General features: G+C 52.7%; 24 protein-coding genes and 1 tRNA gene. 18 read left to right on the plus strand and 7 right to left on the minus strand.

What is annotated here, in order from left to right:
* The first annotated feature begins 230 nt into the window (after positions 1-230).
* The 3 genes from hemE (at position 231) to rho (ending at position 3,279) form a co-directional block, all read left to right on the plus strand.
* Complete coding sequence (hemE, locus tag FHW17_RS03310) at positions 231-1,256, plus strand: uroporphyrinogen decarboxylase (RefSeq protein ID WP_182509206.1); 1,026 nt, start codon at positions 231-233, stop codon at positions 1,254-1,256.
* A gap of 68 nt (positions 1,257-1,324) precedes the next feature.
* Positions 1,325-1,816 (plus strand): protoporphyrinogen oxidase HemJ, encoded by a 492-nt coding sequence (hemJ, locus tag FHW17_RS03315; RefSeq protein ID WP_113095543.1) that lies wholly within the window; start codon positions 1,325-1,327, stop codon positions 1,814-1,816.
* 197 nt (positions 1,817-2,013) lie between these two features.
* Positions 2,014-3,279 carry a transcription termination factor Rho gene (rho, locus tag FHW17_RS03320; RefSeq protein WP_091879370.1) on the plus strand — a complete coding sequence of 422 codons (1,266 nt, stop codon included), beginning with the start codon at positions 2,014-2,016 and terminating at the stop codon, positions 3,277-3,279.
* Here rho and FHW17_RS03325 read toward each other — a convergent pair.
* Positions 3,276-5,294: a thioredoxin domain-containing protein gene (locus tag FHW17_RS03325; protein ID WP_182509208.1), complete on the minus strand. Its 2,019-nt coding sequence runs from the start codon at positions 5,292-5,294 to the stop codon at positions 3,276-3,278. The genes rho and FHW17_RS03325 overlap by 4 nt on opposite strands.
* Before the next feature lie 73 nt (positions 5,295-5,367).
* On the opposite strand from FHW17_RS03325, the gene mnmE reads away from it, so the two are divergent.
* From mnmE to FHW17_RS03350, 5 genes are all read left to right on the plus strand, one after another.
* Positions 5,368-6,702, plus strand: a complete 1,335-nt coding sequence (mnmE, locus tag FHW17_RS03330; RefSeq protein ID WP_182509209.1) for a tRNA uridine-5-carboxymethylaminomethyl(34) synthesis GTPase MnmE — start codon at positions 5,368-5,370, stop codon at positions 6,700-6,702.
* A gap of 145 nt (positions 6,703-6,847) precedes the next feature.
* The gene (mnmG, locus tag FHW17_RS03335) at positions 6,848-8,716 is read left to right on the plus strand and encodes a tRNA uridine-5-carboxymethylaminomethyl(34) synthesis enzyme MnmG (protein ID WP_182509210.1); all 1,869 of its coding nucleotides are present in this window, start codon (positions 6,848-6,850) and stop codon (positions 8,714-8,716) included.
* Positions 8,713-9,357: a 16S rRNA (guanine(527)-N(7))-methyltransferase RsmG gene (gene rsmG / locus FHW17_RS03340; protein WP_112522781.1), complete on the plus strand. Its 645-nt coding sequence runs from the start codon at positions 8,713-8,715 to the stop codon at positions 9,355-9,357. Before mnmG ends, rsmG begins: the two co-directional genes overlap by 4 nt.
* A 54-nt stretch (positions 9,358-9,411) precedes the next feature.
* Positions 9,412-10,206: a ParA family protein gene (locus tag FHW17_RS03345; protein WP_112522782.1), complete on the plus strand. Its 795-nt coding sequence runs from the start codon at positions 9,412-9,414 to the stop codon at positions 10,204-10,206.
* Between the two features lie 40 nt (positions 10,207-10,246).
* Positions 10,247-11,134, plus strand: a complete 888-nt coding sequence (locus FHW17_RS03350) for a ParB/RepB/Spo0J family partition protein (RefSeq protein WP_182509410.1) — start codon at positions 10,247-10,249, stop codon at positions 11,132-11,134.
* A 76-nt stretch (positions 11,135-11,210) separates the two neighbouring features.
* On the opposite strand, the gene holA is transcribed toward FHW17_RS03350, so the two are convergent.
* On the minus strand, positions 11,211-12,260 hold the full coding sequence (holA, locus tag FHW17_RS03355; RefSeq protein WP_112522783.1) for a DNA polymerase III subunit delta: 1,050 nt from the start codon (positions 12,258-12,260) through the stop codon (positions 11,211-11,213).
* 135 nt (positions 12,261-12,395) lie between these two features.
* A tRNA-Gly gene (locus tag FHW17_RS03360) sits at positions 12,396-12,470 on the minus strand.
* A gap of 234 nt (positions 12,471-12,704) precedes the next feature.
* Here FHW17_RS03360 and FHW17_RS03365 point away from each other — a divergent pair.
* From FHW17_RS03365 to FHW17_RS03395, 7 genes are all read left to right on the plus strand, one after another.
* Positions 12,705-13,214 carry a prolyl-tRNA synthetase associated domain-containing protein gene (locus tag FHW17_RS03365; RefSeq protein WP_182509211.1) on the plus strand — a complete coding sequence of 170 codons (510 nt, stop codon included), beginning with the start codon at positions 12,705-12,707 and terminating at the stop codon, positions 13,212-13,214.
* Between the two features lie 66 nt (positions 13,215-13,280).
* Positions 13,281-14,261, plus strand: a complete 981-nt coding sequence (gene trxA, locus FHW17_RS03370; RefSeq protein ID WP_182509212.1) for a thioredoxin — start codon at positions 13,281-13,283, stop codon at positions 14,259-14,261.
* 61 nt (positions 14,262-14,322) lie between these two features.
* Positions 14,323-14,985, plus strand: a complete 663-nt coding sequence (locus FHW17_RS03375; protein WP_112522785.1) for an LON peptidase substrate-binding domain-containing protein — start codon at positions 14,323-14,325, stop codon at positions 14,983-14,985.
* A 22-nt stretch (positions 14,986-15,007) separates the two neighbouring features.
* Positions 15,008-15,202, plus strand: coding sequence for a Trm112 family protein (locus FHW17_RS03380; RefSeq protein WP_182509213.1), 195 nt, complete (start codon positions 15,008-15,010; stop codon positions 15,200-15,202).
* 70 nt (positions 15,203-15,272) lie between these two features.
* The gene (locus tag FHW17_RS03385; protein ID WP_182509214.1) at positions 15,273-15,845 is read left to right on the plus strand and encodes a TetR/AcrR family transcriptional regulator; all 573 of its coding nucleotides are present in this window, start codon (positions 15,273-15,275) and stop codon (positions 15,843-15,845) included.
* Positions 15,846-15,912: 67 nt separating this feature from the next.
* The gene (locus FHW17_RS03390) at positions 15,913-16,335 is read left to right on the plus strand and encodes a metallopeptidase family protein (RefSeq protein WP_112522788.1); all 423 of its coding nucleotides are present in this window, start codon (positions 15,913-15,915) and stop codon (positions 16,333-16,335) included.
* A 90-nt stretch (positions 16,336-16,425) separates the two neighbouring features.
* Positions 16,426-16,773 (plus strand): hypothetical protein, encoded by a 348-nt coding sequence (locus tag FHW17_RS03395; RefSeq protein WP_182509215.1) that lies wholly within the window; start codon positions 16,426-16,428, stop codon positions 16,771-16,773.
* Here FHW17_RS03395 and FHW17_RS03400 read toward each other — a convergent pair.
* Together FHW17_RS03400 and FHW17_RS03405 are read right to left on the minus strand one after the other, a co-directional pair.
* Positions 16,770-16,976 carry a DUF1737 domain-containing protein gene (locus FHW17_RS03400; RefSeq protein WP_091879388.1) on the minus strand — a complete coding sequence of 69 codons (207 nt, stop codon included), beginning with the start codon at positions 16,974-16,976 and terminating at the stop codon, positions 16,770-16,772. The two genes, FHW17_RS03395 and FHW17_RS03400, sit on opposite strands and share 4 nt — an antisense overlap.
* Positions 16,973-17,857: a CoA ester lyase gene (locus tag FHW17_RS03405; protein WP_182509216.1), complete on the minus strand. Its 885-nt coding sequence runs from the start codon at positions 17,855-17,857 to the stop codon at positions 16,973-16,975. Before FHW17_RS03405 ends, FHW17_RS03400 begins: the two co-directional genes overlap by 4 nt.
* Before the next feature lie 150 nt (positions 17,858-18,007).
* Here FHW17_RS03405 and leuD point away from each other — a divergent pair, with 150 nt between their 5' ends.
* A complete protein-coding gene (gene leuD, locus FHW17_RS03410; RefSeq protein ID WP_112522792.1) occupies positions 18,008-18,613 on the plus strand; it encodes a 3-isopropylmalate dehydratase small subunit in 606 nt (201 codons plus the stop codon).
* 98 nt (positions 18,614-18,711) lie between these two features.
* On the opposite strand, the gene FHW17_RS03415 is transcribed toward leuD, so the two are convergent.
* Positions 18,712-19,746, minus strand: coding sequence for an aspartate-semialdehyde dehydrogenase (locus FHW17_RS03415; RefSeq protein ID WP_182509217.1), 1,035 nt, complete (start codon positions 19,744-19,746; stop codon positions 18,712-18,714).
* A 548-nt stretch (positions 19,747-20,294) separates the two neighbouring features.
* Between FHW17_RS03415 and FHW17_RS03420 the strand changes: the two genes are divergently transcribed.
* Positions 20,295-22,178, plus strand: a complete 1,884-nt coding sequence (locus FHW17_RS03420) for an MFS transporter (protein WP_112522793.1) — start codon at positions 20,295-20,297, stop codon at positions 22,176-22,178.
* A 69-nt stretch (positions 22,179-22,247) separates the two neighbouring features.
* Here FHW17_RS03420 and leuB read toward each other — a convergent pair whose 3' ends face one another.
* Positions 22,248-23,360 carry a 3-isopropylmalate dehydrogenase gene (gene leuB / locus FHW17_RS03425; protein WP_113095356.1) on the minus strand — a complete coding sequence of 371 codons (1,113 nt, stop codon included), beginning with the start codon at positions 23,358-23,360 and terminating at the stop codon, positions 22,248-22,250.
* Between the two features lie 220 nt (positions 23,361-23,580).
* Here leuB and FHW17_RS03430 point away from each other — a divergent pair, with 220 nt between their 5' ends.
* Positions 23,581-23,967 (plus strand): hypothetical protein, encoded by a 387-nt coding sequence (locus FHW17_RS03430; RefSeq protein ID WP_227988227.1) that lies wholly within the window; start codon positions 23,581-23,583, stop codon positions 23,965-23,967.
* Positions 23,968-23,983: the final 16 nt, after the last annotated feature.

Genomic DNA, 23,983 nt, shown 5'->3' on the forward strand with positions numbered 1-23,983 from the left:
CAATATCCAGAGATAGACGCTCTGTAAGCCATTAATAAATAATGATATTTTTCTTTATTACCGCTTTCCAAGGATTTTGCTTTATGGTTTTCCTGGTTTGGCTTCAATGCTGTAGCCTGTGGGAAAATGCTGGCAATCTGGTAATTCCCGATACAAACAGACTCTTAGAATCAGAAAATCAGAAAATATCAAATTTTCTTTTTTGTAAGACAAAGCTGGAGAGAGACGGAATGGTTCGCAAAGTGATGAAAGTCCTTAGAGGCGAGACAGTCTTTCCGCCTCCCATCTGGATGATGCGCCAAGCCGGTCGCTATCTTCCCGAATATAGGGAAGTGCGAAAGAATGCTGGGAGCTTTCTCGATCTTTGTTATTCACCGGATCTGGCTGTTGAAGTGACACTCCAGCCAATTCGCCGTTTTGGCTTTGATGCAGCTATCCTGTTTTCGGATATTCTTGTCGTACCGCATGCACTTGGGCGCGATCTTCGCTTTGAAGAAGGCAAAGGCCCATTGATGACACCGATTGATGCGGAAGGTATCTTCTGGCTCGAGCCTAATGGTGCTGTAGAACGGCTGGAGCCTGTCTACGAGACGGTGCGGCTCCTCCGGCAGCAACTGCCTCAGGAAACCACATTGCTTGGCTTCTGTGGGGCTCCCTGGACTGTGGCGACCTATATGATCGCCGGGCATGGCACACCGGATCAGGCACCAGCCCGATTGTTCGCCTATAGAAATCCTGAAGCCTTCCAGAAACTGCTGGACGAACTGGCGGATGTTTCGGCGGATTATCTGATCCGCCAGATTGATGCCGGTGCTGATGCCGTGCAGATTTTCGATTCCTGGTCCGGTGTTCTGGATGAAACCTGCTTTGAGCAATTCTGTATCGCTCCGGTGGCCCGGATCGTCAAAAAAGTGCGCGCTGCTCATCCGGACGTTCCAATTATCGGTTTTCCGAAGGGGGCCGGGGCACTCTATGTGAATTATCGCGAACGAACCGGTGTTACAGCTCTTGGTTTGGACTGGACCGTACCGCTTTCACTGGCATCATCGCTTCAAGGCAATGGTGCTATTCAGGGTAATCTTGATCCTTTGCGTGTGGTTGCGGGCGGCCGGGCTCTGGACGAGGGGGTCGATGCAATTCTGGATGGGCTGGGTCACGGACCCCTTATCTTTAACCTTGGCCACGGCATCACACCGGATGCACCGGTGTCCCACGTGGAACAAATGGTTGCCCGCGTGCGGCAAGCCAAGTCCTAGGAAGCAATGAAGGGTCGATCATGAGTAACAACCAGATACCGGCGCAAGTTTCGAAGAAAACGGCGCCAATGGCTATGGCGATCGGTGTTATTCTCGCCCTCATCGTTATTACTCTGGTATATCTATATCCCGATGCTGCCTATCTCTGGGTCAAAGCATTGCATGTGATTGCCGTTATTTCTTGGATGGCGGGAATGCTCTATCTGCCACGCTTGTTCGTTTATCACTGTGCTGCGGAAAAAGGTTCGATTCAGTCAGAAACCTTTAAGGTCATGGAGCGTCGCCTGCTCAAGGCAATTATAATGCCGGCAATGATGGTAACCTGGGCGGCAGGACTTTGGCTTGCCTGGAAAACAGCTGCCTATATGGACGGCTGGTTTCACGTGAAGTTTCTGGCCGTCCTGATCTTATCCGGCATTCATGGTTACTTTTCCAAGGCGGTGCGGATGTTTGGTGAAGACAGAAATGAAAAGCCCGCACGTTTCTGGCGGATGATGAATGAAGTTCCAACCCTTTTGATGATCATTATTGTCATCATGGTCATCATAAAGCCATTTTGACTCATCATTTTATTTTCTGCCTGATATCAATACTACTCATGAAACCTCTTGCCCTTGCAGTCATGATTGGCTAGATAAGGGCTCCTCTCTGGAAATACCGCCATAGCGATCTTCAGCCATTCATACATGGCACTGCATTCCGGCATCGTCATTTCCCTTCCCCATTTTAAACCTATAGAATTAAGAGTTCCGCACACATGCAGGAAATGAAACTACAAGAACTCAAGAACAAGACGCCGGTAGATCTTCTGGCGTTTGCTGAAACACTGGAAGTTGAAAACGCCAGTGTCATGCGCAAACAGGAATTGATGTTTGCAATCTTGAAAAAACTGGCTTCCCAGGATGTCGAGATTATCGGCGAAGGCGTGGTCGAGATATTGCAGGATGGCTTCGGCTTTATGCGTTCTGCCAATGCAAATTATCTCCCAGGCCCTGATGATATCTATATTTCACCATCGCAAATCCGGCGGTTTTCACTGAAAACCGGCGATACGGTTGAAGGTCCGATTCGTGGACCTAAGGAGGGCGAACGTTATTTTGCTCTTCTCAAGGTCAATACGATCAACTTCGAAGACCCGGAAAAGATTCGCCACAAGATCCATTTTGACAATCTGACCCCGCTCTATCCAAATGAGCGCTTCAAGATGGAACTGGAAAATCCGACAACCAAAGATCTGTCGGCTCGTGTCATCGATCTGGTGGCACCACTGGGTAAAGGCCAGCGCGGTCTGATCGTCGCTCCGCCCCGTACCGGTAAGACTGTTCTTCTTCAGAACATTGCTCACTCAATTACTGCAAACCATCCAGAATGCTATCTGATCGTTCTTCTTATTGATGAACGTCCGGAAGAAGTGACGGATATGCAGCGCTCGGTGAAGGGCGAAGTTGTCTCTTCTACGTTTGATGAACCGGCATCCCGTCACGTTCAAGTGGCTGAAATGGTCATTGAAAAGGCAAAGCGCCTTGTTGAACATGGCCGTGACGTTGTCATTCTTCTCGATTCCATTACCCGCCTTGGCCGCGCCTACAACACCGTCGTGCCATCATCCGGCAAGGTTTTGACCGGTGGTGTGGATGCCAACGCATTGCAACGCCCCAAGCGTTTCTTTGGTGCTGCGCGTAATATCGAAGAAGGCGGATCGCTTACCATTATTGCGACAGCTTTGATCGATACCGGCAGCCGTATGGATGAAGTTATCTTTGAAGAATTCAAGGGTACCGGCAACTCGGAAATCGTGCTTGACCGCAAGGTTGCTGACAAGCGCATCTTCCCGTCAATGGATATTCTCAAATCAGGTACACGTAAGGAAGACCTGCTTGTACCGCGTCAGGATCTGCAGAAGATTTTTGTTCTGCGCCGTATCCTCGCTCCGATGGGTACAACAGATGCAATCGAGTTCCTTATCGACAAGCTCAAGCAGACCAAGACGAATGGCGAGTTCTTCGATTCAATGAATACCTAATGCTCTGACGGTTTCGGCTTAAGCAACTCTGCGAGCGCCTCGGCCGTTTCCACTGGAGCCAGACAAACAAACCCGCGGCACAGATAGGCCGCGGGTTTTTTTATGATGAGTTCCCCTGCGCCCGGTACCAGTTCAATCTTTGTATTCTCTTCGAACCTGATCCATATGTCCGTTCGTCGCGGATCAGAGCGGCTATCGGCGGCCCGGATAAGCGGATGCTCTCTATCAGGGGTGACAAGGACAAGCTTCATAGGTTCAAGCAGCAGGCTGGCACTGTTGAGAACGCCGGCCTGGCCATAGCGCTGTTCAAGAACACGGCCAATAGCATTCTCCGCGAGCTGTTCTACTCTTTGTTGCAGCGCATAGTCCGCGGTTGTTGTTGCCAGACGGATAATTGATTCGAGGATCTGTCCCGTAGCGCTGGGTATTGCCTCGTCTTGGTCGCCTCGCACGCGGATGATAACGTCAGTGCTGTCGGAGGCACTGAGTGCATAATTTCCGTCAGCGGTCAGATGCCAGCGATCAAGAGCTTCGAGCCAGTGGCTTGCATCGCTGAGAAACGTTTTCTCCTGAGTGGCCTCATACAGAGAGACCGCCGCGTTGATCATTGCTGCATAATCCGATGACAGACCGGGAAACAGTCGCGATTGACCGAGAACGGAATGCGGCAAGCGTCCGTCAATCATCGATTCGGATATGGAACGATAAGAGCTGATAGCCAATTCCAGCCAGTCCGAGCGCTGAAAAACACGCGATGCTTCGGTCAGCGCGCGAATCATAAGACCATTCCAATCGGTCAATGATTTGTCATCGCGATTGGGATGGATGCGCTTTTCACGTTGAGCAAAGAGGATTTGGCGGACCTTCAATAGATCCGCCTCGGTATCGGTGTTGAAAGCATCTGGAGATTTAAGACGGTTCAGAATTGTCTTGCCCTCCCAATTGCCTTCGGATGTCACGTCATAGGTGGTTCTGAAGGCTTGAAACTCCGCCGCGTCCGAAATTTCGCTCGCGGACCAAACGTAGAAACGTCCCTCCTCCCCTTCACTATCCGCGTCAAGGCTTGAGGCAAAACGCGCACCATTTGCCAGCATTTCCCGCCTCAACCAATCAACAGTCTCTTCGATTCGTATGCGGAACAATTCATCTTTGGTTTCCGCATAGGCATAAGTCGCGTGACGAATGAACTGCGCATTATCGTAGAGCATCTTCTCAAAATGCGGGACAAGCCAGTCATCATCAACGGAGTATCGCGATAGGCCGCCGCCGAGATGATCATAAATCCCGCCTTGCAGCATCGTTCGCAGGCTTTTGAGGAATGCGTCGCGGTGCTGAGTATTGCCGTTCCGGAGCCAGGAAAGCCAAAGTGTATCCATAAAAGGAGCATTGGGAAATTTAGGCGCGCCGCTCAGACCACCCTTTTTCATGTCAATCATGCCCGCTATATTGGCGGCGAATTGATCAAAGAGCTGCTTGTCGAGTGGCACGGCAGTCGCTTTTGCATCAAGGCGGGCGCTGACGTGATCCGTAAGCGCATCGACATTCTGGACTACGCGGGCATGGTCTTCGCGCCATACCCGGTCAATGGATTGCAGCACATCCATGAAGCCCGGCCGCCCATAGCGCGAGTTCTTGGGAAAATAGGTTCCTCCCCAGAAGGGCTTTGCATCCTGGGTGAGAAACATCGTTAGCGGCCAGCCGCCTTGTTCTCCCATGGCTCCCAGCGCAGCCATATAGATCTGGTCAATATCCGGGCGTTCCTCCCGATCGACTTTGATGTTGACGTAGTGGGCGTTCATGAGATCAGCCACCTGCTGGTCTTCGAAACACTCATGGGCCATGACGTGGCACCAGTGGCAGGCGGCATAACCCACGGAAAGGAGAATGGGTTTGCCCGTTTCCCGTGCTTCCTGCAATGCAAGCGTCCCCCAAGGCCGCCAGTGAACAGGATTATGAGCGTGTTGCCGCAAATAGGGACTGGATTCCTGTCCGAGCAAATTGGCTTGTTGATACATGGAAGACTCTGCTCTTTCCGAATGCTGCTGTGAGGTCTATCAAGGCTTTAAGTGTAGACGCGGACGGCAACAAATGAAACAGAACGAGAATTTTCCTGAAACCATCTTCGCCCTGTCGAGCGGGCGTTTGCCGTCGGGCGTGGCGGTACTGCGTATTTCTGGTTCCGAGACTCGATTCGTTATCGAAACAATTTGCGGTAAATTACCAGAACCACGTCATGCCGACCTGCGGTCGTTCAGGGACAGAGAAGGAAATCTCGTTGATCGGGGACTCGTGTTGTTCTTCCCCAATCCGAACAGCTTTACCGGCGAAGATTGTGGTGAATTTCATCTGCACGGGGGGCGCGCCGTCGTGGATTCCATGATCTCACTTCTCTACACGTTCGAAAACTGCCGGCTTGCCGAGGCTGGTGAATTCACGCGGCGCGCTTTTGCCAATGCGAAATTCGATCTGACCGTAGCGGAGGGCCTCGCAGATTTGATAGCGGCGGAAACCGATGGGCAACGCCGCCTTGCTCTGCAGATCGCGTCTGGGTCACAGGTTCAACTCTATTCTTCCTGGCGCACGGAAATGATCCGCGCACGTGCTTTGATTGAAGCCGAACTGGATTTTGCCGATGAATCCGATGTGCCCGGTTCGGTCTCCGATCAGGTTTGGCTATCCATGCGGGAACTTGCAGAGAAGATTGAAAAGCATGTCGCAGACGGCAAGCGTGGTACCATCATCCGTGATGGCTTCCGGGTTGTCATCCTTGGTGCTCCAAATGCAGGTAAATCCAGTCTGTTGAACGCACTGGCTGGGAGTGACGTTGCTATTGTTTCCGACGAGCCTGGGACAACGCGGGACCTCATTGAGATCAAGCTTGATCTGGGCGGCCTTCCCGTACTCATTACCGATACAGCCGGCTTGCGGGAAACTGAGGGCAAGGTGGAGAAAATCGGCATTGATCGGGCGCTCGAACGCGCTTTATCGGCGGATCTGGTTCTGGCCCTTACCGATATATCCCACCCCCTGCCCGTTCCATTGGAGCAGTTTGCTTGCAATGACGTCTTGCGGGTCGGCACGAAAACGGATTTACGCGATCAAACAACGTCAGATGATTTTGATTTAAGCCTGTCCACTCAATCCAATACTGGTTTGGCTGAACTCCTTGATACCTTGAAAATCAAGGCCGCGAAGGCGGCGGGTAGTCTTTCAGACCCTTTACCAACACGTCGGCGTCATATGGAACTACTGACTGAGACCAGCCGTGAGATCAATCACGCAGTGGTGGATGAGAGTGCTCCGCTGGAGGTTCGGGCGGAGTATCTACGCCGGGCTTCCCACGCACTCGGGCGGATTACCGGCGACGTGGATGTTGAAGATATTCTGGATGTGGTATTCTCTCAATTCTGCATCGGGAAATGATTCACGTGAAACAATTAGAGTATCGATTGCTGGATTGACTTCATCGAATTGTTTCACGTGAAACATCGTTCTTTGACTCACACTTGACTCATGGCGCCGTTTTGCCCATCAAGGCACTAAATTCGAATCTCGGAAAGTTTGGCTCGTGGAAGACAATTTCGACGTTATTGTCATTGGTGGTGGACATGCTGGCTGTGAAGCCGCAGCAGCTTCCGCTCGCTTTGGTGCGCGAACCGCTCTGGTTACGCATAAAGCCAATACGATTGGCGTAATGTCCTGCAACCCAGCGATTGGTGGTCTTGGGAAAGGCCATCTTGTCCGCGAGATTGATGCGTTGGATGGTTTGATGGGCCGCGTTGCTGACGCTGCCGGTATTCAATTTCGTCTGCTCAATCGCCGGAAGGGTCCCGCGGTGCGTGGTCCCCGTACACAAGCCGATCGGAAATTGTACCGTCTTGCCATGCAGTCGGCCATTGCTGAGCAGCCGAATTTGACCGTTGTCGAAGGTGGCGCGAATGACCTGGTCATTCAGGATGGAAAGATTTCTGGTGTACAGTTGATGGATGGCGGCGTTCTATCCTGTGGCTCCGTCGTTCTGACAACAGGAACATTTCTACGCGGGCTCATTCATATTGGTGAGAGGAAAATACCGGCTGGACGGATCGGGGAAGCTCCGGCGCTCGGTCTATCCGACACTTTGGCCAGACATGAATTTGCTTTGGGGCGCCTGAAGACCGGAACGCCGCCACGTCTGGATGGGCGCACAATCGACTGGAAGGCTCTTGACGTTCAGTCAGCCGATGAAGATCCGCTGCCCTTCTCGCTAATGACGGATACTATCACGAATCCTCAGATCGATTGTGGGATCACGCGTACAACGCCGGCCTCGCACGCGGTCATTCGTGCAAATCTGCATCGCTCAGCGATGTATTCAGGATCAATTGAAGGCATTGGTCCGCGTTATTGTCCTTCGGTTGAAGACAAGATCGTCAAGTTCGGCGATCGCGATGGCCACCAGATTTTTCTGGAACCCGAAGGTTTGGATGACGATACGGTTTATCCCAATGGTATTTCCACTTCACTTCCGGAGGAAGTACAGCTGGAGATTCTCAAAACGATACCCGGTCTGGAGCGTGCGATTATGCTGCAACCGGGTTATGCCATTGAATATGACTTCATTGATCCACGCGAGTTGGATCGGAGCCTTCAGACCCGCCGTATTGCCGGTCTGTTTCTTGCCGGGCAGATCAATGGAACAACTGGATATGAAGAGGCAGCTGCGCAAGGTCTGTTGGCCGGGCTCAACGCAGCCCGACTATCAAGTGGTGGTGAGCCGATCATCATACAGCGCACTGAGGCTTATATCGGTGTGATGGTTGATGATCTGACATCGCGTGGTGTCAGCGAGCCCTATCGCATGTTTACTTCCCGTGCGGAATTTAGACTTTCTTTGCGTGCGGATAATGCAGATGAGCGGCTTACCCCTATGGCGGATCGCTTGGGAATTCTTGGTTCCGCACGTAGAACACGATTCGATGAACGCACACGGGAGTTGGATGCAGCGCGCGAGATGGCTAAGCGTCTGAATATCACGCCCAATGCAGCCGCTTCAATGAATTTGCATTTGAACCAAGATGGCGTCCGCCGATCAGCGTATGAGCTTCTTGCCTTTCCCGATATTGACCTTGCACGCCTCACCGCTATCTGGCCAGAACTGTCATCAGTCAAAGGACGGGTCGCCGAAGCACTGGAAATTGAAGCACGGTATGCGGTTTATCTCGAGCGACAGAAAACTGATGTTGCGGCGATGGAACGCGAAGAGGCACTGCTCATTCCGCAGAGCATCGATTTTTCCGCAATTTCTGGCCTGTCCAATGAGTTGAAACAGAAACTCAAGCAACGTCAGCCTCGATCCATTGCTGAAGCGCAGCGTATTGATGGCATGACGCCCGCGGCGCTCGCTTTAATTATTGCGCAGATACGCCGCAGCTCCATCGCACGAGATGTAGCGTGAGCGATTGGCGCGAGAAACGACTGCGTCAGGTCTTGCCAACTGTTTCACGTGAAACAGTGACGGGCCTGATCGGCTTTGAAGATTTGTTTCGAAAATGGTCGAAAGCAATTAATCTCGCCTCCCCGGCTACGCTGGATGAGTTATGGGAACGGCATATTGTTGATAGTGCGCAGCTCTATCCCTTGTTCCCCCACGCCAAAAAATGGCTTGATCTCGGTTCAGGCGGTGGTTTCCCAGGTGTTATACTTGCTATTCTCTTGAAGGAAAATGCAGGCGCCAGAATCGACCTTGTAGAGAGTAATGGCAAAAAAGCAGCTTTTCTGCGCACTGCTTTGGCTCAATTCGCGACGTCTGGTATGGTTCATCCCGCCAGAATTGATGCTGTTTGGGCGAAAATCCCAACTCCTGATGTTATTACCGCTCGCGCACTTGCTCCTCTTAAGGAACTTTTCGCGTTGACTGAGCCTTGGCTGGCAAATGGTGCAACGGCTCTTTTTCAAAAAGGCCGGGATTACCGACGGGAGATTGAGGAAAGCCGTGACGGCTGGTCCTTTGATCTGGTACAACATCCAAGTGTGGTTGATGTTGAGTCGGTCGTGCTGCAGATCAGCAATGTGCGGCGCAATTCGGCGGTAAAGTAACACCACTTTTCGATTTCGGTCGCCGATAACGATGATTTGCTTGGGAAGACAGTGATGAACAGTCAGACGCGTATCATTACCATAGCCAACCAAAAGGGCGGTGTGGGCAAAACCACGACTGCTATCAATCTGGCTACGGCGCTTGCGGCCATTGGCGAAAATGTATTGATCGTTGATCTCGATCCGCAGGGTAATGCCAGTACCGGGCTTGGAATTGACCGCAAAAATCGTGAACTGTCGTCCTATGACGTGCTTATGCAGACTGCTTCGGTTGAAGAGGCGGCGATTGCAACGGCGGTTCCCAATCTTTCATTGATTCCATCAACACTTGATCTACTTGGTGTTGAGATGGAAATCGCCGGGTCTGGAGACCGTGCCACCCGTTTGCGTAAGGCGTTTCGGGGTAACAGTACGGCCTCCCCTTTCACCTATATTTTGATTGATTGTCCCCCATCCCTCAACCTTCTGACAATGAATGCCATGGCGGCGGCCGATTCTGTCCTTGTTCCCTTGCAGTGTGAGTTCTTTGCTCTGGAGGGTTTAAGTCAGTTGCTGGAAACGGTAAATCAGGTGCGCACGGCCCTCAATCCGTCATTGACCATTCAGGGTATCGTACTAACAATGTTTGATGGCCGTAACAATCTTGCGACGCAAGTCGTGGATGATGTGCGCTCATTTATGGGTGATAAGGTGTATCGCACTGTGATTCCACGCAATGTTCGCGTATCAGAAGCGCCATCCTACGGAACGCCGGCCATTCTTTATGATTTGAAGTGCGCTGGTAGTCAGGCTTATCTGCAGCTTGCATCGGAAGTTATTCAGAGAGAGCGGCATTTGCGCGCCGCTTGATATCGATTCGAATACGAAACATTTATGAGAGCCTATGACAATGAATGAAGATCCGTCAAAGAAACGCCTCGGTCGTGGTCTTGCCGCGCTCATTGGAGAGATGGACCGTCTACCGGAAGAAAACGTTCCTCCGCGTATTGCAACATTGGATCGTCAGGTTCCTATTGAATTCGTCAGTCGCAATCCACGCAATCCGCGCCGCCTGTTCACGGAAGCTGATCTTGAAGATCTTACACAGTCGATCCGAGAGCATGGCATCGTTCAGCCTGTTGTCGTTCGCCCTGCCAAGGATTCGGCGGATCGCTACGAACTGATTGCCGGTGAACGGCGCTGGCGTGCCGCGCAACGTGCTGGTCTGACAACTGTTCCTGTTATTATCCGCGAAGTCGATGATCGTGTTGCACTTGAGCTGGCAATTATCGAGAACGTACAACGTGCCGATCTCAATCCGATCGAAGAAGGTATGGGGTATCAGCAGCTTATCGATGATCATGAATATACGCAGGCAGATCTGGCGCAGGTGATCGGCAAGAGCCGCAGTCATGTGGCCAATACGCTGCGTTTGCTGAAATTGCCTGAGCCGGTGCGTGACCATATTACGAACGGCGCTCTTTCAGCCGGGCATGCGCGCACGCTGATCACAGCGGAGAATCCGGGGCTTCTTGCTGATCGGATTATTCGCGATGGTCTTTCGGTTCGTCAGGCGGAAGCTTTGGCACAGGGCGGCGGAAACAAACCAGCTGTGCCCAAGCTGAAGGCTGACAATGACGAGAATAAAGATGCCGATACACGGGCATTGGAAAAGCTGCTCTCTGATGTCACGGGGATGCGTGTTACGGTTAACCATCAGGCGAAGGGTGGGGATGTGCGTATTCACTATACGACGCTGGAGCAGTTGGATGAAATTTGCCGCCGCCTGCAGAGCTAGCGTGACGTAACGGTATATTATCGTTTTAATTCAAATACTTATTTGCTATTCAGCTGCAGATTCGAGCGGGCGTTACCTAACGTCCGCTCCGCCCTGCTCTTGCAGCCTCGGCAGCCAAGGCTATCAGTGATTGGCGAATGATCGGAATGGACAGTGCTGCGTTGCGGCGGCTTTCCAGAACGGTTTTTTGCAATCTTTCAATGGCTCTGGCGCAAGTTTGCGTTGTCCAGCGCTGCAATGCTGTCTCGACAAGCCGACGCCTGGAGAAAAATACCGGCGGCCGCGCGCCTGCGACAGCAGATCCAGCATTTTTGCCTTCCGTCTCCATGCCGTAACGCAGGGACTGGAGCGTCTGGAACTGCCGGATAGCCGAACTCAGAATGAGGAAGCTCGACGAACCCGAGCCGATGACCCGATCAAATGCGTGGGTAAAATCGTTGAGATTGCCAGTCATGAGCGCATCGATAATCGTCTCATAGGAGGTTGCACTGACATCGCCAATAATATCGCGAACGTCCTCAATGGTGATACGTTCGCGCCCATGAGCATAAAGACAAATTTTCTCCAGCTCGGCACGCGTCGCCAAACGATCACCGCCAAGGCTTTCCTTCAGCAGATTGCGGGCATCCAGCGTGATCTGTAACTGATTCCTTGCAAGCATATCGTCGATGGTTGCATCGATCCCTTTGGCGTCGTCGCTATAGCAAGGCAGTGCCATGGCACTGGCGCTTTGTTCGACAATGCCACGCAGGCCTGCGCCCTTTTTCAGATCGCCAGCCTCTATGAGAATAAAGGTGTCTACCGGTGGTGTTTTGGTCAGATGCGTTACGGCATCGGCCAATCCCTTTTGCCCTGATGCGTTACGGACCCAGATCAGGCGCTCGCCGCCAAACATGGAAATTGTATTGGCCTCATCGGAAAGACGGCCAGGTTCTGCCTGAATATCATCGGCGTCCAGACGGATGACGGCGAAGGGGTCGTCCTGTGAGAGCCCGGTCAGTTTGATGAAACTTCCGGCCCTTTCGCTCACGAGGCCTTTGTCCGGACCGTAAAGAAGCACAATGGGATAGGCTCGATCGAGCCTTTTCAGGAAGGAATCAACCTCATGCGCTTTCTTCTGTGCCATGGTTGAAGGGTTTAGCGCATTGAACACGGATTGCAATTGTACATTACTTATCAAAGCAGCGCTTTGAGGGCGGGGAATAAATGCCAGATAGCAAAAAGGCCCAGGTAAACCTGAGCCTTTTGATCTTCGGACAACTGGAGCGGGAGAAGGGATTCGAACCCTCGACCCCAACCTTGGCAAGGTTGTGCTCTACCCCTGAGCTACTCCCGCATGTGCCAGTTTGTCTTGCGAAGCGGGGCCTATATGACCCAAGCACCAGCCAATTGCAACAGTGAATTTTCGACTTTATGACGATATTCGAAAAAATTGTTGAATGATTGCGTTGGCCTTAAGGTCGAACACTTGTTTAAACGCCGTATCACTGGCTTTTCGCTTGAGAGCGCGCGTCGAAGTGATTAGGACAGGAAAGCTTATTTCCTGATGATCGGTGCCGCGAGAGCCAGAATGCCCAAGACATATGAAGAGCTGATGCAGAAACTCGACGAACTCGGGATCAAAACGTCAACGATTCGCCATGCACCGGTGTTTACGGTCGCTGAAGCGCAAGATCTGCGCGGGCAGGTTGCCGGTGCTCATACCAAGAACCTTTTTCTTAAAGACAAGAAGGACAAATTCTTTCTTGTGACTGTTGGGGAGGAGGCACAGGTCGATCTCAAGTCGATTCATACAAAGATTGGTGCTTCAAGCCGGGTGTCCTTTGGAAAGCCGGAAAAGCTGATGGAATATCTTGGACTTGTTCCTGGCTCCGTCAGTGTGCTGGGCGTGATCAATGACGAGGACCATCAGGTGAAGGTGGTGCTCGATGAACATCTTATGCGCAGCGATATCATTAATGCGCATCCTCTAAGCAATGATGCGACAACCTCTATCGCAAGCAATGACCTCAAGCGCTTTCTGAAGGCGACGGGTCATGAGCCCCTGATCTTGAAAATTGACGAATCGAACCCAACCTGAGTGCAGACATGCGCCAGTCCAACCGGACTTGGCAAATACGTGACCAGCGGATGCGGGAGAACTTTCATGAGCAATACAGATAACCCGTTCAGTGGCGGCTATGGCAGCGCGGCTGGTACAACGACCGTATCCTATGGCGGCTCGGCTCCATCTGCGCCCTCAAAACCTGTGGGCGCCCTGATCAAAGATACAACCACCGCAGGATTTGCTACCGATGTGATTGCCGAATCGAAGAACCAGCCGGTTCTGGTTGATTTCTGGGCGCCGTGGTGCGGTCCGTGCAAACAGCTGACCCCTATCATCGAAAAGGTGGTCAATGCCGCTGGCGGGCGTGTAAAGCTCGTTAAAATGAACATTGACGAGCATCCGGCTATCGCTGGTCAGTTGGGTATTCAGTCGATTCCCGCTGTAATTGCCTTTTCGGACGGCAAGCCTGTCGATGGTTTCATGGGTGCCCTGCCTGAATCCAAGGTGCAGGAATTCATTGATCGTATTGCATCACCCGATGGTGACAGGGATGCGGCCATCCAGGCAGCGCTGGACGCGGCGACACAAGCGGTTGCGGCCGGTGATGCCGAACAGGCCGCCCAGATATACTCCGCGGTTCTTGGTGAGGTGCCTGATCATGTCGGCGCGCTTGCCGGACTGGCAAATTGTCTGATTGAGCTTGGTGATCTCGATCAGGCCAAAGCCGTTCTTGCGCAGGTTCCCGCGGATAAGAAGGAAGATGCCGGTATTCGGGCGGCAGAAGCAAAGATTGCCTTGGCCGATCAGGTGGCCAAACTTGGCGATCCCGTTGCACTGGAAGCAAGGCTTAAAGCTGATCCAAAGGATTATCAGGCACGTTATGATCTCGCCATGATCCTGAACGCCACCGGAGAACGCGACGAGGCCGCCGATCATCTTCTTGCCATCATGAAGGCCGATCGTGCGTGGAATGATGATGGTGCCCGCAAACAGCTGTTGCAGTTCTTCGAAGCATGGGGTCCGGCTGATCCGGCGTCACTTACCGCACGCCGGAAATTGTCTTCCCTGCTGTTTTCCTGAATGAAATAGGGCACAATAGCGATTGGTTCGTGTTTCAGCGGATCAATCACTGGAGCTGGTAATGCAAGCAGGCAATGTTCGTTATCGGACGCTGGAGAATATTCCCGAAAGCGTACCGATTTTTCCCCTTTCTGGAGCACTGTTGCTCCCCGGCGGGCAACTGCCTTTGAACATCTTCGAGCTGCGCTATCTGGCGATGGTGGACGCTGCCCTGAGCGGTAAGCGTATTATTGGCATGATCCAGCCCCGGTTCGATCAGGGCGAAGAGGAAACGGATGAATTATGCGAGGTCGGGTGCCTTGGCCGTATCACGTCCTTTGCTGAGACAGGCGATGGCCGTCTTTTGATCACGTTGCAGGGCATTTGCCGCTTTCGGATTGTCAAGGAATTGTCCAGCAGAACGCCGTTCCGGCAGTGCAAGATCGCCCCGCTTCTGGCTGATCTCGACGAGGCGGATGATTCGGAAGTGGATCGCACGGCACTACTGCGTGTTTTCAGGGCTTATCTTGATGCGAATAATCTTGAAGCGGATTGGGATGGTATTTCCCGTGCGGGCAATGAAACGCTGGTGAATGCACTGGCCATGATGTCGCCCTTTGGTGCGGCGGAAAAACAAGCCCTGCTTGAAGCGGCTGACCTGAAAACCAGAGCCGAAACTCTGATTGCAATCACTGAAATCATGCTGGCAAAGGACAATGATGATTTTGGGTCAAACCTGCAGTGATCTGTTCTGAAGGAACACATCTATGATCGAACCAAAACGCGAACCAGCAATTGATCGCAAGTTGCTTGAGCTTCTGGTCTGCCCTTTGACCAAGGGGCCACTTGTCTACGATCAAGAAAAGTCGGAGCTGATTTCAAAATCGGCGTATCTTGCCTATCCCGTCCGCGACGGTATTCCGATCATGCTGCCATCAGAGGCGCGGACCATCGAAGATTAGATTTAACTCCATTTTTTGCAGAAATTGTGAGAATATGAGTCAGTTGAACAACTGACTCAAGGGGGTTAGCTTGACGAAGCGGAATGACAAACGCGATATTCTTGTCGCTACTGCGGCCGGTTTGTTCTGGCGTCAGGGTTTTGCGGTGACAAGCCTTGCGCATATTGCAGCGGAGTCCCGCATCCCGCTTGGCAATATCTATTATTATTTCAGGACCAAGGCCGAGTTGGCGCGCGGTGTTGCTGATATTTTTGTCGCCGAAACCGATGATATGCTGACGGAAATTGTTGAAGCCGATCAGGAACCGCGTAAGCGCCTGCAGCTACTCATTGAAAAACTGGCCCATTCCCTAAAAAGTCGAGTGGAGAACGGTTGTCCGATCGCCTTGGGCATTCGCGACTTTCGGCATGAATCACCGCAGGCGGCTGAACGGGCTGCAGAAGTTTTCAGTCTCCTCATCGGATTTATCGGAAGAGAACTCGGGAGAACGGGACTGCGCCCTTCGACAGCACTTGCCACAGCGCGCAATGCGGTGGCGGAGTGGCAGGGCGGCATCATGCTTGCCCATGGCTTGAAAGACCCGACGGTCCTTGCAGAAAGTTTCCGGCGCATGGAACGGCTTCTGGTGCCTTCGCGGAGCTAGTTCGCACAGCACTCGCATCCTTGGCGTAAACGCACTATATGAAGCGAAAAGTGCTCCGGGAGTTTTAATGGCCAGAAGTAACCAAACTGCAGATTGGACTCATCGCCTGTCACCGGCTTTGAGCGAAATCGAATCCCTCGCGATTGAAGCCTATGCGCATCTGCCGGAGGATTTTCGAAGTCTCTGCGGTGATATCACCATTCAGGTATCCGAATTTCCCGAGGACCAAATCGTTGAAGATATGGGTCTGGAATCGCCGTTTGATCTGCTTGGCCTGTTCGAAGGCCGGGGGATCGGTGAACGTTTCTCGCTACAGACAGGTGAGCAGCCCAATAAGATTACTATCTATCGTCGTGCTGTCCTCGACTATTGGGCCGAATATGAAGAGGCTCTGGGCGATATTGTCACCCACATTCTCATCCATGAGATTGGCCACCATTTCGGCCTTTCGGACGAGGATATGGAACGGATCGAAGCAAGCGTGGACTAATCAGTGATTGCGGGAAAAACTGCTTTTAATTTTGCCTGATCAGGCTAAATCTCATGCATCGATCTCTTAGGTTTATTAGGGAGACCTGTCTTGCCTGATTATCCAACCCCTACCGAGTTTTATCAGGCATTAAAAACGGCGTGGAGCCTTGAGAGTTCAAGCAAGTGGACACTAGAAAATCCTGCCAAGGGACAATGCAGCGTCACCTCGCTGGTGGTTCAGGATTTCTTTGGTGGCTCGATCCTCAAAACACAGACTTATGGCGGTACGCATTTCTACAATACAATTGATGGTGTGCGATGGGATCTTACCATTAGCCAATTCGACCGGCCCATTCCTTTTGAGGACAGACCGGCGACACGCGAAGACGCCATGGCAGATACGTCAGAGCAGCAATATCGCGCACTGAAAAGCCGCCTGAGTAATGCTGTGGCTTAATAGTCGCTGAGCTTGATACCCGGATCATAATCGACCCCGTCAACATCCTTTACCACCGCTTGGCCACACTGCATTGTGCCGGTGACGGAGTTGAAGGCGTAGGTAGGCGAGCCGTAAATGTGCCAACCTTTGTTAACGGCAGCCGTGACCTTATGACAGAAGCTGGCATCATCGGGGCCGGTCAAAAAGCGGTACAGTTTCATGCTTTGTCTCCTTTGATTTGCACTTTCGCCAGCGTCTTTTCCGCATTGGCGAGATGCAGGCGCTCAACCATTTTTCCATTCAGGGCAATCGCACCCTTGCCGGCATTTTCAGGCAAGGCAAAGGCTGCAACAATGGATTCCGCTTCCGCAAGCATCGCCTCATCCGGCTGAAAAGCGCGGTTTGCTGCGTCAATCTGCGAGGGATGGATAAGTGTTTTGCCGTCAAAGCCCATTTTCGAGCCCTGAGTGCATTCAGTTGCAAAACCGGCAGTGTCCGCAAAGTTGTTATAGACGCCATCTATGACATCAAGGCGCCCGGCTTTGGCGCAAAGAATGATCTGCATCAGCCATGGTATGAGATAGGAACGGCCTTCGCTCAGACCTGTACCCGTTTCCTTGGCGATATCATTGGTGCCGACGACAAAACAATCAAGACGACCCGTGGATCGTAAGCCAAGCTCAGCGATCTCATCCGCGTTCAGAATGCCGCGCGGTGTCTCGATCATCGCCCAAAGCCTGATATTCTCTGAAGCGTCAGTCTCTTCGAGTATTTCGGTAACGCTGACTATATCCTGCGGTGTCTCGACCTTCGGCAAAAGGATTGCGTCGGGTTTGCAGGCCCGCGCAGCCAGAAGATCCTCGGCGCCCCACTCACCTGCAAGCGCATTAATACGAATGATCCGTTCAGCCTTGCTTGCCGGATTGGCACGGAAATAATCACGCAAAGCCTCGCGGGCCTCGTCTTTTGCATCAGGCGCAACCGCATCTTCCAGATCAAAAATAACCGCATCAGTGTCAAGGCTGGCAATCTTGGCGAGAGCCTTGGCATTTGAGGCGGGAACGTAAAGAACCGAGCGGCGAGGGCGAAATGTTTTGCGCATGTCACTTTTTTGCATTGATCCGTGAGCCAAGACAAGAGCAATCATGCGCAGCTGACTGCCCCAATCTGCCACAGGCGGAAGGTCTTTGATTCGCCGCCAAGCTGGTGTAAAGCCAACATACTCATCTTATGAACACCACAGGCAGAGATTATGGACAAGTTTACCAAGCTCACCGGCGTTGCCGCACCGTTGCCGATCATCAATATCGACACGGACATGATCATTCCCAAGGATTACCTGAAGACGATCAAGCGCACAGGACTTGGTAGCGGACTATTTGCCGAAATGCGCTTCAATGAAGACGGCTCGGAGAATCCGGATTTCGTCCTCAACAAGCCAGCCTATCGCAAGGCGCAGATTCTGGTTGCCGGTGATAATTTTGGTTGCGGTTCCAGCCGTGAGCATGCGCCTTGGGCGTTGCTCGATTTCGGTATCCGCTGCGTTATCTCAACCAGCTTTGCCGATATTTTCTACAATAACTGCTTTAAGAACGGCATTTTGCCGATCCGTGTCAGCCATGAGGATCTCGACAAGCTGATGGACGATGCACAGCGCGGTGCCAATGCAACGCTGACGATCGATCTGGAAGAAAAGACGATCAGAGGACCTGATGGCGGCCAGATCAGTTTCGACCTTGATGAATTCCGTCGCTACTGCATGCTGAACGGTCTCGATGATATTGGTCTCACCATGGAAAAAGCCTCGAAGATCGACAGCTTTGAAGCGGCCAATGCCCAGAGGCATCCCTGGGCTTAAGCGCTGAACCATGCGGGCTTAAGCCTGTTGAAACTCTCGATTATTCAAAGAAAAAGGGCGCAGAAACTGCGCCCTTTCTTTTTTGCGGCATTGCCTGTTTAAGCTGCGAGCTGCTTTGGCTGGATCAGCGCGCGCGCCACCAGAAGCTCGGCGATCTGAATGGTGTTAAGTGCGGCACCCTTGCGCAGATTGTCGGAAACAATCCAAAGCGACAGGCCATTCTCGACAGTGATGTCCTCGCGGATACGCGAGATATAAGTCGCATCTTCACCGGCTGCCTCGTAAGGCGTGATGTAACCGCCATCTTCATGCCGGTCGATAACAAGGCATCCTGGAGCATCGGACAGGATATCGCGGGCTTCCTCTGCGCTCATCGGGCTTTCGAACTCAATGTTGACAGCTTCCGAGTGGCCGATAAAGACCGGCACACGCACGCATGTCGCCGTCAGCTTGATCTTCGGATCAAGCATCTTCTTGGTCTCTGCAACCATCTTCCACTCTTCCTTGGTGTAACCATCTTCCATGAAGACGTCGATGTGCGGAATAACGTTGAAGGCGATGCGCTTGGTAAACTTCTTGGCCTCGACGGGATCAGCAACAAAGACAGCGCGTGACTGTTGGAAGAGTTCGTCCATGCCATCCTTGCCGGCCCCGGAAACGGACTGGTAGGTGGAGATGACAAGACGCTTGATTTTTGCCTTGTCGTGCAGTGGCTTCAGCGCCACGACGAGCTGGGCAGTCGAGCAATTCGGGTTGGCAATGATGTTCTTCTTGGTAAAGCCGACAATCGCATCGGGATTTACCTCTGGAACGATCAGCGGAACGTTGGAATCGTAACGCCATGCGGAAGAATTATCGATGACAACGCAGCCCTGCGCACCAATCTTCGGGGACCATTCCTTGGAAATATTGCCGCCAGCCGACATCAGGCAGATATCGGTATCGGAAAAATCATAGGTGTCGAGGGCTTTGACCTTCAGTGTACGGTCGCCAAAGGAAACTTCGGTACCCTGTGACCGGCGCGAGGCAAGCGCAACAACTTCACTCACCGGAAAGCCGCGCTCTTCCAGTATTGTCAACATTTCGCGGCCCACATTGCCCGTGGCACCTACAACCGCAACCTTGAAACTCATCTGTGCTATCTCCTGTCCCTCACCGCTCTTTGCAAAAAACCCGCTGGCCACTGCGGGTCTTTTCCCCCGGGCCGGACCCGGGAGGGGGCGAGCAGGCCAAGGGAAATCAGACCGTTTTGGTGGTCGTTTTGGCCGGCATTTTGGTGGAAAGAACAGACGCGCCTGCACATCCGGCATGAAAGCCGGAACCGCTCGTCAAAAAGTGTGCAGTTGATTCGCTGCTCACGGGGCGTCTCCTTAACCTGACACGCTTGTATCCGCTTTCCAAAAAGAGTCAATTGTCCATGCAAAAGATAAGAATATGTCGTGTTACACACAATTTTGGACTTTTGCTGCCAAAAGCAGTCTTTGCTTTCGTGAATATTTGTTCAACACTTGGGCGGTGCATGGGGTGCATGACCTTTGGGGGGAGAGTTCCGGAGGACATTCACCGGCGTGAGATCAGTTGAGCCAATGGGCTTGGCCAATGAAATCCTGCGCAGTGACAAAACTGAGGATATGACCGGACCTTGGGGCCGGGCAAATGCTGTTTTCTGGGAGGAATAGAAATGGCAACCACTTCTGTGGCTGGCGACGCCAGCCGGGGTATGACGAGAGAAGAGAAGAAAGTTATCTTCGCTTCTTCTCTCGGAACTGTTTTCGAATGGTACGATTTTTACCTGTATGGTTCACTGGCAGCTTTCATCGGCGCGGCATTCTTCAGCGAGTATCCTGAAGCAACGCGTAATATCTTCGCGCTTTTGGCCTTTGCTGCCGGTTTTCTTGTCCGCCCCTTCGGTGCTCTGGTTTTCGGTCGTGTCGGCGACCTTGTCGGCCGCAAATATACCTTCCTAGTGACCATCCTGATCATGGGCCTGTCAACCTTTCTGGTGGGTATCCTGCCCGGCTCAGGTACATGGGGTATCGCCGCACCTATCATCCTGATCGTGCTTCGTATGTTGCAGGGTCTTGCACTTGGTGGTGAATATGGCGGCGCAGCAACCTATGTGGCGGAACACGCGCCAAATAATCGCCGCGGCTATTACACGTCCTGGATTCAGACAACCGCGACGCTCGGTCTCTTCCTGTCTCTCGTCGTCATTCTCATTGTCCAGAACTGGCTCGGGAAGGAAGCGTTCGCCGCGTGGGGCTGGCGTGTACCTTTCATCCTATCATTTCTCCTTCTTGGTGTTTCTGTCTGGATTCGTCTCTCTTTGAGTGAATCGCCAGCGTTCAAAAAGATGAAGGAAGAGGGCAAAGGCTCCAAGGCGCCGCTGACGGAAGCATTCGGCCAGTGGAAGAATGCCCGCATCGCCCTGCTTGCGCTCTTTGGTCTGACTGCGGGTCAGGCTGTTGTCTGGTATTCCGGCCAGTTCTACGCATTGTTCTTTTTGCAGAACGTGCTCAAAGTCGACGGTCAGTCCGTCAATATCATGATCGCAATTGCTCTGCTGCTCGGCACCGGCTTCTTCGTCTTCTTCGGCTGGTTGTCGGACAAGATTGGCCGCAAGCCAATCATCATGGCTGGTCTTGCTCTGGCAATCCTCACATATTTCCCGTTGTTCCAGGCTTTAACCCGGGCCGCCAATCCTGCATTGGCACAGGCGGAAGCAACGGTTCGTGCGACCGTGACCGCGGCACCGGGTGACTGTACCTTCCAGTTCAATCCTGTGGGTACTGCCAAGTTCACCAGTTCGTGCGATATCGCCACATCGTTTTTATCCAAAAGTTCGGTGCCCTATGACGTTGTTGATGGCCCTGCCGGACAGCCAGCCACGATCAAGCTTGGCGATACGGTCATCCCGTCCTACGACGCTACTGCCGCTGGTGCGGATGCAGCTGCCAAGAATGCGGTCCTGACGCATGATTTGAACCTGGCTCTGCAGAAAGCCGGCTTCCCGCTCGTTCGCGCGCCTGCAAAAGTTGCTGATGTAAAGCTGGACGGGTTCATCAAAGCCAATCCGGAACTCAATCTCGATGCAGCAGCAATCCGGGCTGGCGAGAAGGTGGTTACGCCAGTGGCGGATCTCGTCAAAGCGAAGCTGGTGACTGCTGAACAAGCAGCTGGTGCAACCGAGATGGCTGTTTATAACATTCCGAATGGCGGTCTGTTCACCATGGTTGCAGATCCAAAGGCAGTCAATTGGCCAATGACCATTGCCATCCTGTTTGTTCTGGTGATTTACGTGACGATGGTCTACGGGCCGATTGCTGCGATTCTGGTCGAGATGTTTCCGACCCGTATCCGTTACACCGGCATGTCCCTGCCTTATCACATTGGCAACGGATGGTTTGGCGGTCTGCTTCCAGCAACGGTTTTTGCGATGAGCGCAGCCAAGGGCGATATTTACTACGGCTTGTGGTATCCAATCGTCATCGCCGCGATGACACTGATCATCGGTCTGATCTTTGTCCGTGAAACCAAAGGTGAAGACCTGCACGACATCAAGTAGTCAGAGTCTAACAAACAAAAACCCGGCGCGAGTGATCGCGCCGGGTTTTTCTATGGGAGATGCAGCCGATCAGGCAGCGAGTGACTTGAATTTGGAAAGGATCGCATCGCCCATCTGGGTGGTGCCAACCTTGGTGCTGCCTTCAGACATAATATCGGCCGTGCGAATACCATCGCCAAGAACACCGGCAATCGCAGCTTCCAGCCGGTCCGCTTCTTCAACCATGTTGAAGGAATAGCGCAGGCACATGGCGAACGACGCAATCATGGCAATCGGATTGGCTGCGCCAGTTCCCGCGATATCAGGGGCAGAACCATGCACTGGCTCATAAAGCGCCTTGCGGCTGCCGGTCTTACCATCGGGCGCACCGAGAGAGGCGGAGGGAAGCATACCCAGCGAACCCGTAAGCATCGCGGCAATATCTGACAGCATGTCGCCAAAGAGATTGTCGGTGACAATCACGTCAAATTGCTTGGGCCAGCGCACCAGCTGCATGCCACCGGCGTCAGCCAGCATATGTTCAAGCTGAACATCGGAATAACGCGCCTTGTGCGTGGCAGTAACCACCTCGTTCCACAGAACGCCGGATTTCATCACATTGCGTTTTTCCATTGATGTAACCTTGTTGCGGCGCGTGCGCGCCAGCTCGAAGGCAACTCCGGAAATACGCTCGATCTCGTAGGTGTCATAAACCTGCGTATCGATACCGCGTTTCTGACCATTGCCGAGATCAACGATCTCCTTCGGTTCGCCAAAATAGACGCCGCCAGTCAATTCACGCACGATCAGGATATCGAGGCCTTCGACCACGTCCTTCTTGAGGGATGAGGAGTCGGCAAGCGCCGGATAGCAGATGGCAGGGCGCAGATTTGCGAAGAGTTCCATGTCCTTGCGCAGGCGCAGAAGACCAGCTTCCGGGCGCACGTCATAGGGCACGCTGTCCCATTTTGGACCGCCTACAGCGCCGAAGAGGACCGCATCTGCTGCCATTGCCTTTGCCATGTCGGCATCCGAAATCGCCTTGCCATGGGCATCATAGGCGCAGCCACCGACAAGGCCCTCGTCCAGTTCGAAGCCGCTTTTGAGTTCAGCATTCATATAGGCGATGATCTTGCGGACTTCGGCCATTGCCTCGGGTCCAATACCGTCGCCGGGAAGAAGAAGGAGCTTTTTCGATGCCATTTCGGGGAAACCTCTAGGAGCGTTTGAAAGGGATGGCGGGTTCTTAGCGCAAGTTCAGCAAAGATGGAAAGCTTTCTGCGAAATTTTCTGACAGTTGATGCGCTCTGCAATGATTTGTGAAGCCGTAGTCATATCACTGCAACCCTCCGGTAATGTCGATGCAATCTTCGCAGCCTAGTTGCCGGGCATAAGTTTTGTCGATGGGGGTTTCCATATGTTCATGCACAATGCCCGTAATTGCAAACGGGTTATCGGAGCCGGTTTTGTAGTTAGCGCATTGCTTTTGGCAGGATGTGCGTCCGACATCATGAAGAATTATATCGGGCAGCCGGTGGAATCGGTGGTTATCGATTACGGCCCGCCGACCGAAGTTCTTGATCTTGGTCCGGGAGAGCGTGCCTATCAGTGGCGCAAGATATCGACCAATGCTGTTTCAGGCACATCGAGTGGTGAGGTCCGCGATACGCGGCATGGCAGGCGTTATGTGGAAACGGAAACACCCGGCTATGTCGAGCAGAAGGAATGTTTCTATACATTCTACGCCCGTTCGTCTGGTGGTCGCTGGTACATAACCAATTTCCGCAAGCCCAAGCTGGAGTGTGAATGATGGGCGGATCATGCAG

Origin of the sequence: Phyllobacterium sp. P30BS-XVII (assembly GCF_014138335.1) — a bacterium.
In the GTDB taxonomy this organism is placed as follows: Bacteria; Pseudomonadota; Alphaproteobacteria; order Rhizobiales; family Rhizobiaceae; genus Phyllobacterium; species Phyllobacterium meliloti.